This is a genomic window from Photobacterium nomapromontoriensis (assembly GCF_050336815.1).
Lineage (GTDB): Bacteria > Pseudomonadota > Gammaproteobacteria > Enterobacterales > Vibrionaceae > Photobacterium > Photobacterium nomapromontoriensis.
This window is the reverse complement of sequence record NZ_JAKJSL010000028.1, coordinates 69,927-83,108: the sequence shown is the minus strand read 5'-3', so window position 1 is coordinate 83,108 and position 13,182 is coordinate 69,927. Positions and strand designations below refer to the sequence as shown.

General features: G+C 45.9%; 12 protein-coding genes. All 12 read left to right on the top strand.

Annotated features, from left to right (window positions below):
* Window positions 1-4: 4 nt before the first annotated feature.
* Window positions 5-1,390: an O-antigen ligase family protein gene (locus tag L4D12_RS12080; protein ID WP_428448096.1), complete on the top strand. Its 1,386-nt coding sequence runs from the start codon at window positions 5-7 to the stop codon at window positions 1,388-1,390.
* 194 nt (window positions 1,391-1,584) lie between these two features.
* The gene (locus L4D12_RS12075) at window positions 1,585-2,301 is read left to right on the top strand and encodes an acyltransferase (protein WP_428448095.1); all 717 of its coding nucleotides are present in this window, start codon (window positions 1,585-1,587) and stop codon (window positions 2,299-2,301) included.
* A 9-nt stretch (window positions 2,302-2,310) separates the two neighbouring features.
* Entirely contained in the window at window positions 2,311-3,465 is a 1,155-nt protein-coding gene (locus tag L4D12_RS12070) for a glycosyltransferase (RefSeq protein ID WP_428448094.1), read from the top strand.
* The gene (locus tag L4D12_RS12065; protein ID WP_428448093.1) at window positions 3,462-4,907 is read left to right on the top strand and encodes a GumC family protein; all 1,446 of its coding nucleotides are present in this window, start codon (window positions 3,462-3,464) and stop codon (window positions 4,905-4,907) included. The genes L4D12_RS12070 and L4D12_RS12065 overlap by 4 nt, the downstream gene beginning before the upstream one ends.
* Window positions 4,904-5,989, top strand: a complete 1,086-nt coding sequence (locus tag L4D12_RS12060) for a glycosyltransferase (protein ID WP_428448092.1) — start codon at window positions 4,904-4,906, stop codon at window positions 5,987-5,989. The genes L4D12_RS12065 and L4D12_RS12060 overlap by 4 nt, the downstream gene beginning before the upstream one ends.
* A gap of 42 nt (window positions 5,990-6,031) precedes the next feature.
* Window positions 6,032-7,228, top strand: coding sequence for a glycosyltransferase family 2 protein (locus tag L4D12_RS12055; RefSeq protein ID WP_428448091.1), 1,197 nt, complete (start codon window positions 6,032-6,034; stop codon window positions 7,226-7,228).
* 55 nt (window positions 7,229-7,283) lie between these two features.
* The gene (locus L4D12_RS12050) at window positions 7,284-7,922 is read left to right on the top strand and encodes a sugar transferase (protein ID WP_428448090.1); all 639 of its coding nucleotides are present in this window, start codon (window positions 7,284-7,286) and stop codon (window positions 7,920-7,922) included.
* Between the two features lie 208 nt (window positions 7,923-8,130).
* Window positions 8,131-8,439: an STAS domain-containing protein gene (locus L4D12_RS12045; protein WP_428448089.1), complete on the top strand. Its 309-nt coding sequence runs from the start codon at window positions 8,131-8,133 to the stop codon at window positions 8,437-8,439.
* 68 nt (window positions 8,440-8,507) lie between these two features.
* On the top strand, window positions 8,508-9,341 hold the full coding sequence (locus L4D12_RS12040) for an OmpA family protein (RefSeq protein ID WP_428448088.1): 834 nt from the start codon (window positions 8,508-8,510) through the stop codon (window positions 9,339-9,341).
* An 11-nt stretch (window positions 9,342-9,352) separates the two neighbouring features.
* On the top strand, window positions 9,353-11,467 hold the full coding sequence (locus tag L4D12_RS12035; protein WP_428448087.1) for an SLBB domain-containing protein: 2,115 nt from the start codon (window positions 9,353-9,355) through the stop codon (window positions 11,465-11,467).
* Window positions 11,467-12,225 (top strand): P-loop NTPase family protein, encoded by a 759-nt coding sequence (locus tag L4D12_RS12030; protein WP_428448086.1) that lies wholly within the window; start codon window positions 11,467-11,469, stop codon window positions 12,223-12,225. Before L4D12_RS12035 ends, L4D12_RS12030 begins: the two co-directional genes overlap by 1 nt.
* 30 nt (window positions 12,226-12,255) lie before the next feature.
* The gene (locus L4D12_RS12025) at window positions 12,256-13,131 is read left to right on the top strand and encodes a phosphate/phosphite/phosphonate ABC transporter substrate-binding protein (protein ID WP_428448085.1); all 876 of its coding nucleotides are present in this window, start codon (window positions 12,256-12,258) and stop codon (window positions 13,129-13,131) included.
* Window positions 13,132-13,182: the final 51 nt, after the last annotated feature.

Here is a 13,182-nt window from a genome sequence, read left to right as displayed (position 1 = left end):
CAAATTGCAGAAAACCAAGCCTGATAATGCTTATTTGAGACCGAAAAACATCGGTTTGGCGATGGTCTCTTCCCTGCTTATAGGAGCGGTATGGTATTGGGTGCCTCATCCCATTGTGGCATTGGCATTGGCATTGTTACCAATGGGAATATTAGTGGTACTGGGCTATCCGTTCGTGATGGTGGTGTTTTTTGTTGTGTTTTCTTTTTTCCGGATTCATGAAGCCTTTCCGCAGCTATATTCGTTGAAAATTCCCTTGTTGCTATCGCTCGCCTCGATTGTCTCGCTCTTTTGGCATTTGATGATCAGCCAAAAAATAAAAGTTTATTGGCGGTTTGAATTGAGTGTGATGTCGGCTTTTTTTATCTGGGTCACGCTGGGCGTATTCATGGCGAGTAATAGAGCCGTTGCTATGAGCTATTTCATGGGTATTTATTGGAAAATTGCTCTGATGACATTTGCGATTGCCTGGTTAACTCGTACGGTTAAAGATTTTGCTTTTGCTTCGCGTTTATTCATTGGGGCGGGGTGCCTGATCGCGTTTGTGGCGCTAAATAATAAAATTGCCGGTATTGGTTTAGTGGAAGGATCCCGTGTCACCATTGGGCGCACAATGGGATCGGTATTAGGAGATCCGAATGATTTAGCGTTGGTTTTACTCTTTCCCGCGGCTTTTGCGCTTAGCTTAATGCTGAATAAAAGCATTGGTTGGGGTAGCCGATGTATTAGCGTGCTCTGTTTTATATCGTTGTTTTCTGCCGTGATTGCGACCCAAAGTCGCGGCGGATTGCTGGGGATCTTAGCGGTTATCGGGGTGTTTGCTTACTGGCGGGTCCAGTCAAAAAGCCTGTTGTTGTTCGGTGGCGCATTGGTGGGTGCGCTGCTGTACGCTGTTGCAGGTATATCAGGGCGTTCATCGGGTGGAGCTGCAGAAGATGGTATTGATGAGTCAGCCATGGGCCGTATCTATGCCTGGGAGGCGGCATATAACATGGCGTTGGATAACCCCTTGTTTGGGGTGGGGCTGGATAACTTTTTTTATAATTACTTTTTTTATTCAAAGCATTGGGATGGGCTAAATCATGCTGTTCATAGTACTTGGTTTGGGGTGTTGGCAGAAACTGGGTTTGTTGGCTTTATCATTTTCATTACGATGATCACGGTATTAATTCGCAGTGCTTTACGTAGCCTCACAATAATTGATGCGCAAGCGACCCCCGTTAGTCCTGAGATTGTCGCAACGGCGCAAGCCGTTTTAACTGGCCTTATCGGAACGGTGGTGTCAGGTACATTTTTAACGCAGGGGTTTACTTGGCCAATTTATATATTATCAGCGTTAGTGTGCGCCATTGCTCAGTGGGTGAGTAAGCATACGGCGAGTAGCGAGTAGCGACTGTGGTTTTGCTATTTTACACGGGATCGCACGCCATTTTGCATCTGAATATATTTCATCCAGTACAAGCAAATTAATGAATTATCTTATCCTGCTGATAAATAAATATTATTTTGTTTTAATGTCATTGGCTTGAATTCTGCATACTAAGGACATAAGAAAACTATGTGACTGAGTTTGAGTCGGTGATTATGACAAAATTATCTGTTGCAACAGCAAAGCGTTGGATCAAAACCAGTGAGCACCCGTTGGCCCTGCGTGTTAAACGGCTTTATTTTGAGATGCGTTTTTTTGAACTGCCGGCTCCAAAACTGTTTGTGAAACCTATTTATGCCTGTTATCGGGCCGGGCATTTACTGTGGTGCTCTCTGAGCCGAGTTGTCTTGTGCACTCCGTTATTTAAAAGTCAGCTTAGCACTTATAAAGGCCAGCTTTATTTGTATGGCGGGTTGCCGTATTGCGCTGGGCCGCTTGATATCCATGTCGGTAATCGAGTCCGAATGTCAGGGCAAACCACATTTACTGGCCGAGTGTCTTCATTAGACAGACCACAGTTAGTCATTGGTAACAATGTGGATGTTGGCTGGATGACGACGATAGCGGTAGGACGGCGAGTGGTCATTGGTGACAATGTGCGTATTGCAGGACGTACATTATTAGCAGGGTATCCAGGTCATCCGCTCAACGCGGCAGATAGGGCTGCTGGTTTTCCTGAAACTGAGCAGCAAGTGGGTGACATTATTCTCCAGCGAGATGTGTGGCTGGCGACGGGTGTTACCGTTACTGCGGGGGTGTGTATTGGTGAAGGAACCATTGTGGCGGCAGGTAGTGTGGTGACCAAGGATTTACCACCTTATGTACTTGCTGCAGGGGTGCCGGCTCGGGTTGTTCGGCCTATCGAGCGATAGGGGGAAGTCATGGCAAAGGATCTCATTGTGTTTGGGGAGGATTGGGGAGGACTGCCAAGCAGCACTCAGCATCTGATCCGACAATTGTTGATACATTCAGATCGTAAAGTGATTTGGATAAATTCAATTGGCCTGCGCAAACCTCATTGGAGCAGGAAAGACATGACTCGCTTGTGGCGGAAAGCCACAGCCAAAAAGGTGGCAGGAAAGTACGTTCAATCCGATGAACTAAACGTAGTGGATGGACAACAATTTCAAGTCATCAACCCTAAGACGATTCCGGTGCCTGATGGCTGCATACAACGGCAGATTGCGGCCTGGTTATTAGCGTGGCAGATCAAGCCGATGATGCGAAAGATGGGCATTGAACAACCTATTTTATGGGTGTCATTACCTACCGCAGTGGATATGGTGGGGCACTTCGGGGAATCAGCGGTGGTTTATTACTGTGGCGATGATTTTTCTGCGTTGGCGGGGGTGAGTCATCAGCTGGTTTGTCAACGAGAAACCCAGTTGCTCACACGGGCGGCATTGATCCTCGCGGCGAGCCCTGCTTTGTATCAAAAATTTCCGTCTGATAAAACCCAACTATTAAGCCATGGCGTAGACTATACCTTGTTTGCGACACCATGCCATCGCGCCACGGATCTTCCTCATGATGGTAAACCGATTGCCGGGTATTACGGATCTATTTCTGATTGGCTTGATCTGACACTGCTAGAGCGGGTGATCCAGTCTTTGCCTGACTGGCATTTTGTCTTTATTGGTCGGCAAGATATTGATTGTTCAGTATTAATGCAATATCCCAATGTGTATTTTCTCGGTCCAAGGGCCCATCATCAATTACCTTCTTACGTTCAACATTGGACGGCATCCCTTTTACCGTTTGTGAATAATGCGCAGATCCGTGGGTGTAACCCCTTAAAGCTGCGCGAATATCTCGCCGCAGGGCAACCGATAGTGTCAACGTGTTTCCCTGCTGTTGGTGAGTATCACGATGTCATCTATCAAGTGACGACGCCGCAACAGATGGTAGCGGTGCTGAGTCATGTGAAATCAGCATCCATTCAGGCATCTACCCCGATCAAGTCGCGCGCGGCGGTAGTGAAAGAGAGTTGGCAAAGTAGGGCGGTGCAGTTGGCGAATTATCTGGAGGCATTATGAACCTGCATTATCGCTTTTATAGCATTCTGGATTCCGCATGGCGGCGGCGTTATTTGATCGTTCTACCTATGCTGATATTACCGATAATCGGGTTGGTGATTGGCAGCATCGCCCCTAAGCGTTATCAGGCTCACACCAGTATGTTGATCCAAGAAACCTCAAAAATGAACCCATTTTTAGAAGACTTAGCGGTTTCTGCGATGCTGAAAGAGAGAATGGCTGCATTGAAAACCCTATTGCATAGTCGCCATATTTTAGGTGCAGTTGCGTTAGAACGTGGTTTTACGCAAAAGGACACGCCAGATGCCGAACGAGATATCATTATTCAGCAATTGTCCTCTGCTCTCTCGGTTCAGATGATAGGTAAAGATTTGATCCGTATCGATTATCGCTCGAATTCACCTGATGGCATGGCACAAACACTGGACGCGGTCAGCACGCATTTTGTTGAGCAGCTTCTGGCCCCTGAGCGTTCATCGATGCGAGATTCGAGTCATTTCTTATCATTAATGCTAGAGAAACGACGACTTGATCTTGAGGCAGCAGAGAAAAAACTGGCTGAGTTTCGTGATAAAAATACGGCCCAACTGCCAGAATACCATGCCGCGAATATAAACCGTTTAGCGTCGCTCAGGCAGCGCTTATCAGAAAAGGAAGCTGAAATGGCGGGCGCGAGCAAAAGTTTGGGTGGATTGGATCAGCAACTCTCTAAAACGAACCCTGTAGTGGGTCGAATAGAAGAGCAAATTGTCACGATTCGTAGTGAACTTGCTATGTTAAGAGCCCGCTATCACGATAGTCACAGTCAAGTACAAGGGGCATTGCGTAATATGGCACGGTTGGAATCGGAACGGTTTCGCATTCTACAGCAGGGGGATAAATATATTGATAGTGAAAAGTTATGGGATATCGCCAGTTCAGGGATTCTTGAGCAAGCAGAGCAGAAAAAACAACCATTGCTGATATCGCAACTTGATCGATTACAACAAGCCAGAAGTCGTGTCGATGGTCTGCAGGAAGAGATTCTCCGTTTGAAGCAGATGATCCAGATATTGGTCGTTTCAACATCGGATTTTGGTGAGCAAGAACGCCTGCTTGAACAGCTAAATCGCGAGATAGCGGTCAAAAGAGAACTTTATTTGGAGTTATCAAAACGCCATGAGATGGCAAAAGTCACCGGTTCGCTCGGTGATTTTGAGCAAAGTAAACGAGTGAAGGTGATCGACCGCCCTTTCACGCCTACCCAGCCGATTAATTTGCCCAGTTGGCTCTTTGCTCTGTTGGGTATGGTTGCAGGGGGGGCATTAGGGGGCGGTCTTGCCTTAATGCTGGAACTTCTTGATATCACCGCAAGACGAAAGAAAGACGTCGAGCGGTGGACCGGGGTAAAGGTACTTAGCCGACTATCGAAGCAGGACTTTAGTGTAGGAGTGGTAGGATGAAAACTGTGATTCAAGTGGTACAGCATTTACAGCCTGGGGGGATTGAAACGTTAGTACTTGATTTGCAGCGATTTAGTCATCCGGAGCAGAGTAGCTATATTGTAAGCCTTGAAGGTTCGATGGATGAGGCCTTACAAAATTGGCCTCGATTACAATCGTATGCCAGTAAATTAATTTTTTTGAATAAACGTCAGGGCGTGGATTATTACTCGTGTTGGCAATTAATACGGATATTTAAAAAGCTCAAGGTGGATGTGGTACATACCCATCATATTGGTCCGTTGATCTATGCGGGAATCGCGGCCCGTGCTGCAGGGGTTAAGCAACTGATTCACACCGAACATGATGCTTGGCATCTAGCGAACGATCAGCATTGTAAACTACAAACTCGTGTGATCCGCTTATGTAAGCCGATTGTGGTGGCAGATGCAGAAGATGTCGCGAAGGGAATGAATAAGCATTTGAAGATGGAGCCTGATCTTATTATTACCAATGGGATTGATACTGAAAAATTCTCGCCGGGATGCCAGCAAACGGCAAGAGCACAATTGGGGTTGCCGGAAGAGGTGACAATGATTGGTTGCAGTGGTCGACTAGAGTGGGAAAAAGGCCATGCATATTTGATCGCAGCACTAGCTCGGCTGCCGCCTAATGTTCATCTAGCGCTCGCGGGAAATGGCAGCCTAAAATATAAATTGATCAAACAGGTTGAGGATTTGCAACTCACGCCGCGCGTACACTTTTTAGGCCATATAGATGATATGCCAACGTTTTATCGTAGCTTGAATGTTTTTTGTCAACCGTCGATCAATGAGGGAATGCCACTGGCTCCGTTAGAAGCTCAGGCGTGTGGGATCCCAGCCATTGTGACGACTGCCGGTGGTTCTAGAGAGTCATTGTGCCGTGAAACCGGGCAAGTGGTTAAAAAACGTAATTACCGAGCATTGGTGTCTGCTATTTCCGCGACGATGAATCAAGAAAGCCCTAGCCCGAGAGCATTTGTGACGCAAAAGGGCGATATACGAAAAACCGTGATGGCTTACGCTATGTTGTATCAGGGTCGATTACCCCAAGGCATGTAATTATCTCAGCGCGTTATCCGTTATTTTCACCCAGGAGGCTCTATGGTCATGCAACTGCTCGCCATCTTGGTGCTGATAGCTATTCTGTATCATCATCTGTTGTATCCGTTATTGTTAAAATTATGGGCAAGCCAAGCCCCAAAAAGGGTCAGGGGGGCAAGGTCTGAAAGGCGAGCTAATCAGCCTGCAATTACACTTATTATTCCTGCATATAACGAAGCAGATTTTATATCGGAAAAGATTGCGAATTTAGGTTTTATTGATTATCCGGCAAACAAGTTGCGGATCATCATCGCTTGTGATGGCTGTAGTGATAACACGGCACAATTAGCTCTGGCCGCGGCAGCACGACCTGAAAATAGCCACTTAAATCTCGACGTTCGCGAGTTTAAGAAAAACCGCGGTAAGGTCGCAGTTGTGAATCAGATAGTTACATCTACGGATACGTCATGGGTGGCATTGAGTGACGTGTCAGCATTGATTTCTATTGATGCGTTTAACGTTGTTTCTCCACATATGAATACGCCAAATATTGGGGTAATTTGTAGCCATTATCAGTTACTGGACCCAGGTTCAGAGGGAGAGGTGGCCTATTGGAAGTACCAGAATCAGATTAAAGTTGGTGAGGCGTATACAGGAGCGACGTTGGGTTCTCACGGTGCCTGTTATCTGTTTCGGCGAGAGGCATTTCAGGTGTTGCCTGACGATACAATTAATGATGATTTTGTGCTGCCAATGATGATTGTTGGTCAGGGTTATCGTGCTGTCTATGAGTCAAATTTGCATGCGCTAGAGCTTGAAAAAGCAAGCTTAGGGATGGACTTCCGGCGCAGGATCCGCATTGCTGCTGGTAATTTACAGCAAGTGTGGCGACTCAAACAGTTACTCTTACCGCAACACGGCGCCATTGCGTTTAATTTTTTTTCTGGGAAATGTCTTCGGGTATTGATGCCGTATTGTATGTTGTTGTTACTGATACTCTCCGTATTGTTGAGCCGTGATAGTTGGTTATGGCGAGGGATCTTACTGACACAAATGATTGTTTATAGCTCTGCGGTGTGGGTGCACTTTATTCAGGGCGGTAATGAGTCAGAAGCTTTAAATGTTGGCTTATTTGCTACTCTTAAACATCGAATCAATCGAGTGATGAAATTGTTCTATTATCTGGTGGTAGGGCATGTTGCCAATTTAGTGGGATCATTACGGTATATGCTAGGGTTTGAAAATGGACGTTGGTAATGGTCCGCTTAGCCGGTGTGGTGAAGGCAACTTGATGTAGATACGAGAGGTAACGATGGGGGCTCAATACATAGACCGTTCAACCCAAATCGGCAAAAGAGCATTCGATGTGCTTGTTGCCGTGGTTGGGTTATTGCTTTTTTTGCCATTATTTCCTCTGATAGCTCTAGCGATCAAATGGGATTCAAATGGGCCCGTTTTTATTTCTCAACATCGGATTGGACGTGCTCGGCCAGATAGAACAGAGCTTTTTTTTATGTTTAAGTTTCGCTCCATGCGTCAAGATGCAGAAGCTGGATCTGGTGCAGTGTGGGCCTGTAAACAGGATCCTCGTATTACCCGGGTTGGGCGTTTCTTGCGTAGAACCCGTTTAGATGAGTTGCCTCAGTTGCTAAATGTTCTTAAAGGAGAGATGTCATTAATCGGCCCCCGCCCGGAACGGCCTGGTTTTTATCAGAAACTTGAATCCCAAATTCCTTTTTTTGCCGAACGTACTTACGGTTTAGCGCCGGGTATTACTGGATTGGCTCAGGTTAACCAAGGGTATGATACCAGTATTGACGATGTGCGGGCAAAACTCGCTTACGACCATGGTTATGCGATGGCACTTTCCAGTTTTACATGTTGGCTCAAGATGGATTTTACGATTGCATGTAAGACGATTGTCATCATGGTAAAAGGGGAGGGGCGATAATCATTTCGAGATGAAAAAATAATTACTGATAGTCATTTGCAATATGCAAAAGTAGTTAACATCTTCGTGTCTATTTTCAAATACCCCCTGTCTATTTAATCTAACCACTTCATATCTCCTTGAATAACATGACGATTATGTTTGGCATGTTTTTGGCATGTTTACTATCTAAATCCACATTGTGAATCACAATAACAAGGTGAATGTTATGGAGATAAAACGCTCTGTCACAGAATGCGGCGATCTCATTGTCAAAATCTTCGGCGATTTAGACGCGTTGAGTGTATCTGAGATTCGGCCTGACTTTGAATTGATAGCTGAAGACAAACAGCAGCAGCAAATTATATTAGACCTAGAGCAAGTTGGGTTTATTGATTCATCCGGTATTGGTGCCATTGTCTTTTTATACAAGCGCTTAAAAGCGGATGGCCGTGAATTAGAGTTAATGGGCGCGCGCGGGCAGCCTAAACATTTATTGGAACTATTGAGAATTCATCAGGTTATTTCAATTCGTTGATGGTGCTATACCCAAGTTACCTTAAGGACAAACCGTGAGATTGCTTGGATATATAGGGAGCCGTGAATATGCGATATACAACTTGGATTTACTTATGTGGGGTGCTGCTTGCGCTAACAGGGTGCAGCCAGCGTTTTCCACCGGAAGGGGCTGGTGGTTTTGCTGAGCATCACTACCAGACTATTTCACCGGTTGAGGTGAATGGGCCTCTGACTCCAGCGCATGGTTTACGGTTCGATTTTGAGTTAACACGGCAGATGTTAAAGCTATTGGTGATTGATGGTGCTGAGCTCTGTTTTCCTGCATCAGTCGCGCAAGCAAGGGAAAGGGAACGACGTATTGGCCGTGAGTTGGCTGGGGGACTTGAGTTTGATGCCGCCAATGACATCCTTGTTCAGCGCGATCAATTACACCGAATAGAGCGTCAGCTTTCTACCGCTTTACTTATTCAGGCATGTCGTTTGGATCAGCCTCAAGCCGGGCAGACGCTGATCTCTGCTGTTATCGAAATTGAACAACTGCTTAATGCCGATAATCAGTTTGCCTTTGGATCGAGTGAGTTAAATCTTAAATATGCGGGACGGCTGGCACAGGCTGTGATGCGACTAAGAGAGTTTCCTCAGTACAGTTTACAAGTCATCGGACATGCCGATGTCATAGGTTCACCAAGTTATAACCAGCAGCTATCGATGTCGCGCGCGCAGCAAGTAAGCCGTTATTTGCAAATTTTCGGTTTTGAGAAGAGTAAAATTGAAGTCTCAGCGGTGGGAGATATCGCGCCTTTGGTGAATGGGACATCAGCGACTAATCGATTAGTTAACCGTCGAGTTTCGATCACGTTAGTAGAAAACGTAGTAGACAATATCGAGATTCAGCAAAGTACAACGGCCATTTATAAATAAGGGCACCGTATATGCTGCGATTTATTTATCAAACGTTTTATATCAGTTTGCTGTTTATTTCTTATTGGACGCAGGCTTCAGATCCCCCACTTCCCAAGGTGCAAGTGGGGGATCTGATAGCTGTGTATCTACCAGGTGAGGAGCATTTACAGCAGAACTTGAATGTCGACAGACAAGGGCGAATTACCCTACCTGAAGTTGGGGCGGTGACGGTGGTTGGTTTAACGGAAGCTGAGCTTAAATCTCGGGTGAAAAAAAAGTTAAGTGTTGCCTTTCGTGATTTAGACCATCTGTCGGTTTATATCAAAGAGACGCGGGTATTGGTTCAAGTGCTCGGTTATGTCGCTCAGCCTGGTCAAGTGTTGTTACATGCAGGTGCCGGTATTCAAATGGCGTTACGACAAGCGGGCGGGGTGAGGTCCGGAGCTCAGCTTGATAAGCTGCAATTACGACGAGATGGTTCGATGCAAGTGTTTAATTATAAAGCATACTTGGATTCGGGCGAAGAAAGTCATCTTCCACCTCTGCGTTCACTCGATACGCTGTTTGTGCCAGCCTCACCGATGATCGGTAATATTGAAGTGGAATTTGATGCCGCAAAAATGACCGATGCCGGCGATGCCGCAGAAGATCGCAATGCGGTGAAGGTGTTTGGTGAAGTGAATAGTCCCGGTAGCTTTTCCTATAAACCCAATATATCGCTAGTTGATTTACTTATGCGTGCTGGAGGCGTGACGCGTTATGCCGGGGTTGAACAGATCCGCGTGATTAATAATGGTCAACCCACCCTGTTTAATTTAAAGCGATATTTAGACACCGGAGATGCGAAATTTTTACCCACATTGTCATCGGGGGCCACTATTTTTGTACCCATGCAGGAGGAAGAGATTAAATCCGGTGCTAATACCGTGTATGTCATGGGAGAAGTCTTTAAACCTGGCGCATTTGAAGGTAAAGCTGGGGCTACATTCATGGATATTTTGGCCAATGCGGGAGGGCCAACACGTTTTGCTGAATCGCGCCAAATACGGATTATTCATGCTAATGGAAAAGTCCGGCCATTTGATTTAGCAGCATACACTGAAGGTTTGGTTACAACGCTCCCTAACATTCGGGCAGGCGACGCGATTTTTGTACCCGAAAAAACCGATATCAATGAAAAATCCTGGCTAAAAGTCTCTCCTAATCGCGCCGTTCGGGTAATTGGGGAAGTGGTACGCCCCGGACGGTTTGAATGGGCTGATGAAATGAATCTGATGGATTTACTGGCCCACGCAGGAGGGCCTAAAGGACGTGCTGATACCGAGAATATAGAAGTGCTGATCCCGGATGGTGCGGGTAACAATCGGATGGTAGTGTTTAATTTAGATAAATTCATTAAACAAGGTTATAGCGACAACCGCTTACCAAAAATCAGGGCAGGAACGGTAATTAGAGTTCATGATTTGCCACAAGATCCCTCCGATAATAAAGCGCAATGGGTACGCCAGTCTTCCGATAAATCTATTTATATTCTTGGCCAAGTAGGGGCGCCAGGCCGTTATCGATTTAATAATGATATGACATTTCTTGATATTTTGGCAGCCGCTGATGGGCCGACAGGAAATGCCGATATCCATAATATTCGGGTGAGTCACAGTAATAAGGGACATGCTCAAGTCACGAAGATAGATCTCGGGTTGTATTTTGAAACGGGTGACGGGCAGTTATTGCCAGATATATCCACCGGTGACACCATTTATATCCCAGAGAAGGACCGAATTTGGTTGAATGAATCGAAGGAAAATACCGTTCGCGTGCTTGGCGCGGTTAACCGTCCGGGGCGCTATCGGTTTAATGATTCGATGACGATATTAGATTTATTGGCTGAGGCCGGAGGTACCAATGCAGAAGCCTATGTCAGTAATATTACGGTAGTGAATGTTTCTTGTTGTAAAGATCAGGCCCGTAGTTTTGATTTGACGAAATTTACCAAAACGGCTGATTTTTCCAGTCTGCCTGTTATTCGAAATGGTGACACGGTGTATGTGCCAGACCGGAAAGACTCGACCCCATATCAGGCGCGGGAGGCTTTGAGTGATATCTTTCGTTTGGTCTCGCTTGCAGCGTTGTTAGGATTGATTTAATGAGTGCTGGGCACTATCAGCAAGAGGTTGAACAACTGTATTCATGCACGTTAGCGCAAGGTATCCGGTCGCTTGCGATTTGTTCTGCATTGCCTAAGCAGGGGGCAACAACGATATTGAGGTTGCTCGCTCAACGTAATGTTTTAGCCGGGGCTTCAACGTTGGTGGTGGATTTTAATTTGTCTCGTCCGGGTGTATTCAATGTGATTGATTTCCCAAATCATTGCGCTGAGGTTTCTCTGGATGGCAGCCAAGAGGTTGGATTACCGCTTTCAGAGATGCCGACCCCACAGCTGGTATCCGTTGGTGCTGGCGATTCACAGTTTGAGTCATTGTTTAATGGCATCTGTATTCCTCAGGATAAAAGCACGCTATTGAAGTTACGAGAAACAGATGTCTTACGACGGCTTATTCAACGATGGTTGCAAGAATACGATACGGTGTTAGTTGATACGACAGCATTATTGGCTACCGATGGTTATACCATTCCGGCTCAGCAGGTTGCGAGTGTCTGCGATGGGTGTTTATTGGTGGTACTTTCTGGATATTGTACGCAAGCACAGTTGACAGATGCCGTTGAATGCCTCAATCAGCAGCAGGTGAATCTGATTGGAACGGTGATGAATGATCAATATCACCCCAGACTGATTGATGAAATGAAGAGAGAGCTAAACCGCTTAAATTGGTTATGTCCGAGGCTGGTACGTTGGACGATTAAGAAATTAAATAGAGTGTCATTGCTTTCGATGGACATCTAGCGGTCAGCATAACGAGAGAAATGGAGAATCATGATGGTAAAACAGTCATTCATTCAATGGGGATTGCGAATATTGCTTCTCGTGGGGTTAACGGCAGAGGCAAAAATAGCTGAACCCCAGATACAGGAGGTGCAACATTCCGAGGAACAAACATATACTTTTGGTATTGTTCCTCAGCAATCTGCCAGCCGACTTGCAGCGCTTTGGACCCCGATTATGCAGTATTTAAGTGAGCAGACCGGGCTGAATATCCAATTTTCGACTGCGCCCAATATTCCTGTTTTTGAACAACGTTTGGCTGCGGGTGAATATGATTTTGCTTATATGAATCCGTACCATTTCACGGTATTTCATCAAGAGCCAGGTTATCACGCGTTAGCCAAAGGAAAGAACAAGCAGATCAAAGGCATTTTAGTGGTACATAAAGACAGTGATATTACGGCCCTGGAACAACTCGATCAGCACACCCTTGCATTTCCTGCTCCTGCGGCATTTGCCGCGAGTATTTTAACCCGTTCTTACCTGAGCGAAATCGGCGTCGATTTTACAGCTAAATATGTCTCCTCTCATGATTCCGTTTATAGCACTGTTGCCAAGGGGTTATACCCTGCCGGTGGAGGGGTCATACGCACCTTTAATAATATTCCTGAAGCGGTCCGCAATCAGCTGCGTGTGCTATGGACAACCCAAGGTTATACACCCCATGCGTTTGCTGCACACCCCGATGTAAATATTGAAGATCAGCAGAAGTTACAGCATGCTCTTATTCAGATGGAGTATACACTTAATGGCGTTGCACTATTGCAGTCAATCAAACTTAAGGGAATTGAAACCGCAAAAAGTAGTGACTGGGATGATGTTCGGGGGCTAAAAATAGAATTACTCGAAGATCTGGTTCATCCTTAGATTAAATGATTTGAGCGTGGTGAGCTGGCTCTGAATCCTGCATTTTGAGGT

Excerpts from the sequence above, each read along its gene's own strand:
- L4D12_RS12055 (WP_428448091.1), top strand. The coding sequence starts at position 6,032 with ATGGTCATGCAACTGCTCGCCATCTTGGTGCTGATAGCTATTCTGTAT.
- L4D12_RS12025 (WP_428448085.1), top strand. The coding sequence starts at position 12,256 with ATGATGGTAAAACAGTCATTCATTCAATGGGGATTGCGAATATTGCTT.
- L4D12_RS12070 (WP_428448094.1), top strand. The coding sequence starts at position 2,311 with ATGGCAAAGGATCTCATTGTGTTTGGGGAGGATTGGGGAGGACTGCCA.
- L4D12_RS12065 (WP_428448093.1), top strand. The coding sequence starts at position 3,462 with ATGAACCTGCATTATCGCTTTTATAGCATTCTGGATTCCGCATGGCGG.
- L4D12_RS12045 (WP_428448089.1), top strand. The coding sequence starts at position 8,131 with ATGGAGATAAAACGCTCTGTCACAGAATGCGGCGATCTCATTGTCAAA.
- L4D12_RS12035 (WP_428448087.1), top strand. The coding sequence starts at position 9,353 with ATGCTGCGATTTATTTATCAAACGTTTTATATCAGTTTGCTGTTTATT.
- L4D12_RS12040 (WP_428448088.1), top strand. The coding sequence starts at position 8,508 with ATGCGATATACAACTTGGATTTACTTATGTGGGGTGCTGCTTGCGCTA.
- L4D12_RS12075 (WP_428448095.1), top strand. The coding sequence starts at position 1,585 with ATGACAAAATTATCTGTTGCAACAGCAAAGCGTTGGATCAAAACCAGT.
- L4D12_RS12060 (WP_428448092.1), top strand. The coding sequence starts at position 4,904 with ATGAAAACTGTGATTCAAGTGGTACAGCATTTACAGCCTGGGGGGATT.
- L4D12_RS12030 (WP_428448086.1), top strand. The coding sequence starts at position 11,467 with ATGAGTGCTGGGCACTATCAGCAAGAGGTTGAACAACTGTATTCATGC.
- L4D12_RS12050 (WP_428448090.1), top strand. The coding sequence starts at position 7,284 with ATGGGGGCTCAATACATAGACCGTTCAACCCAAATCGGCAAAAGAGCA.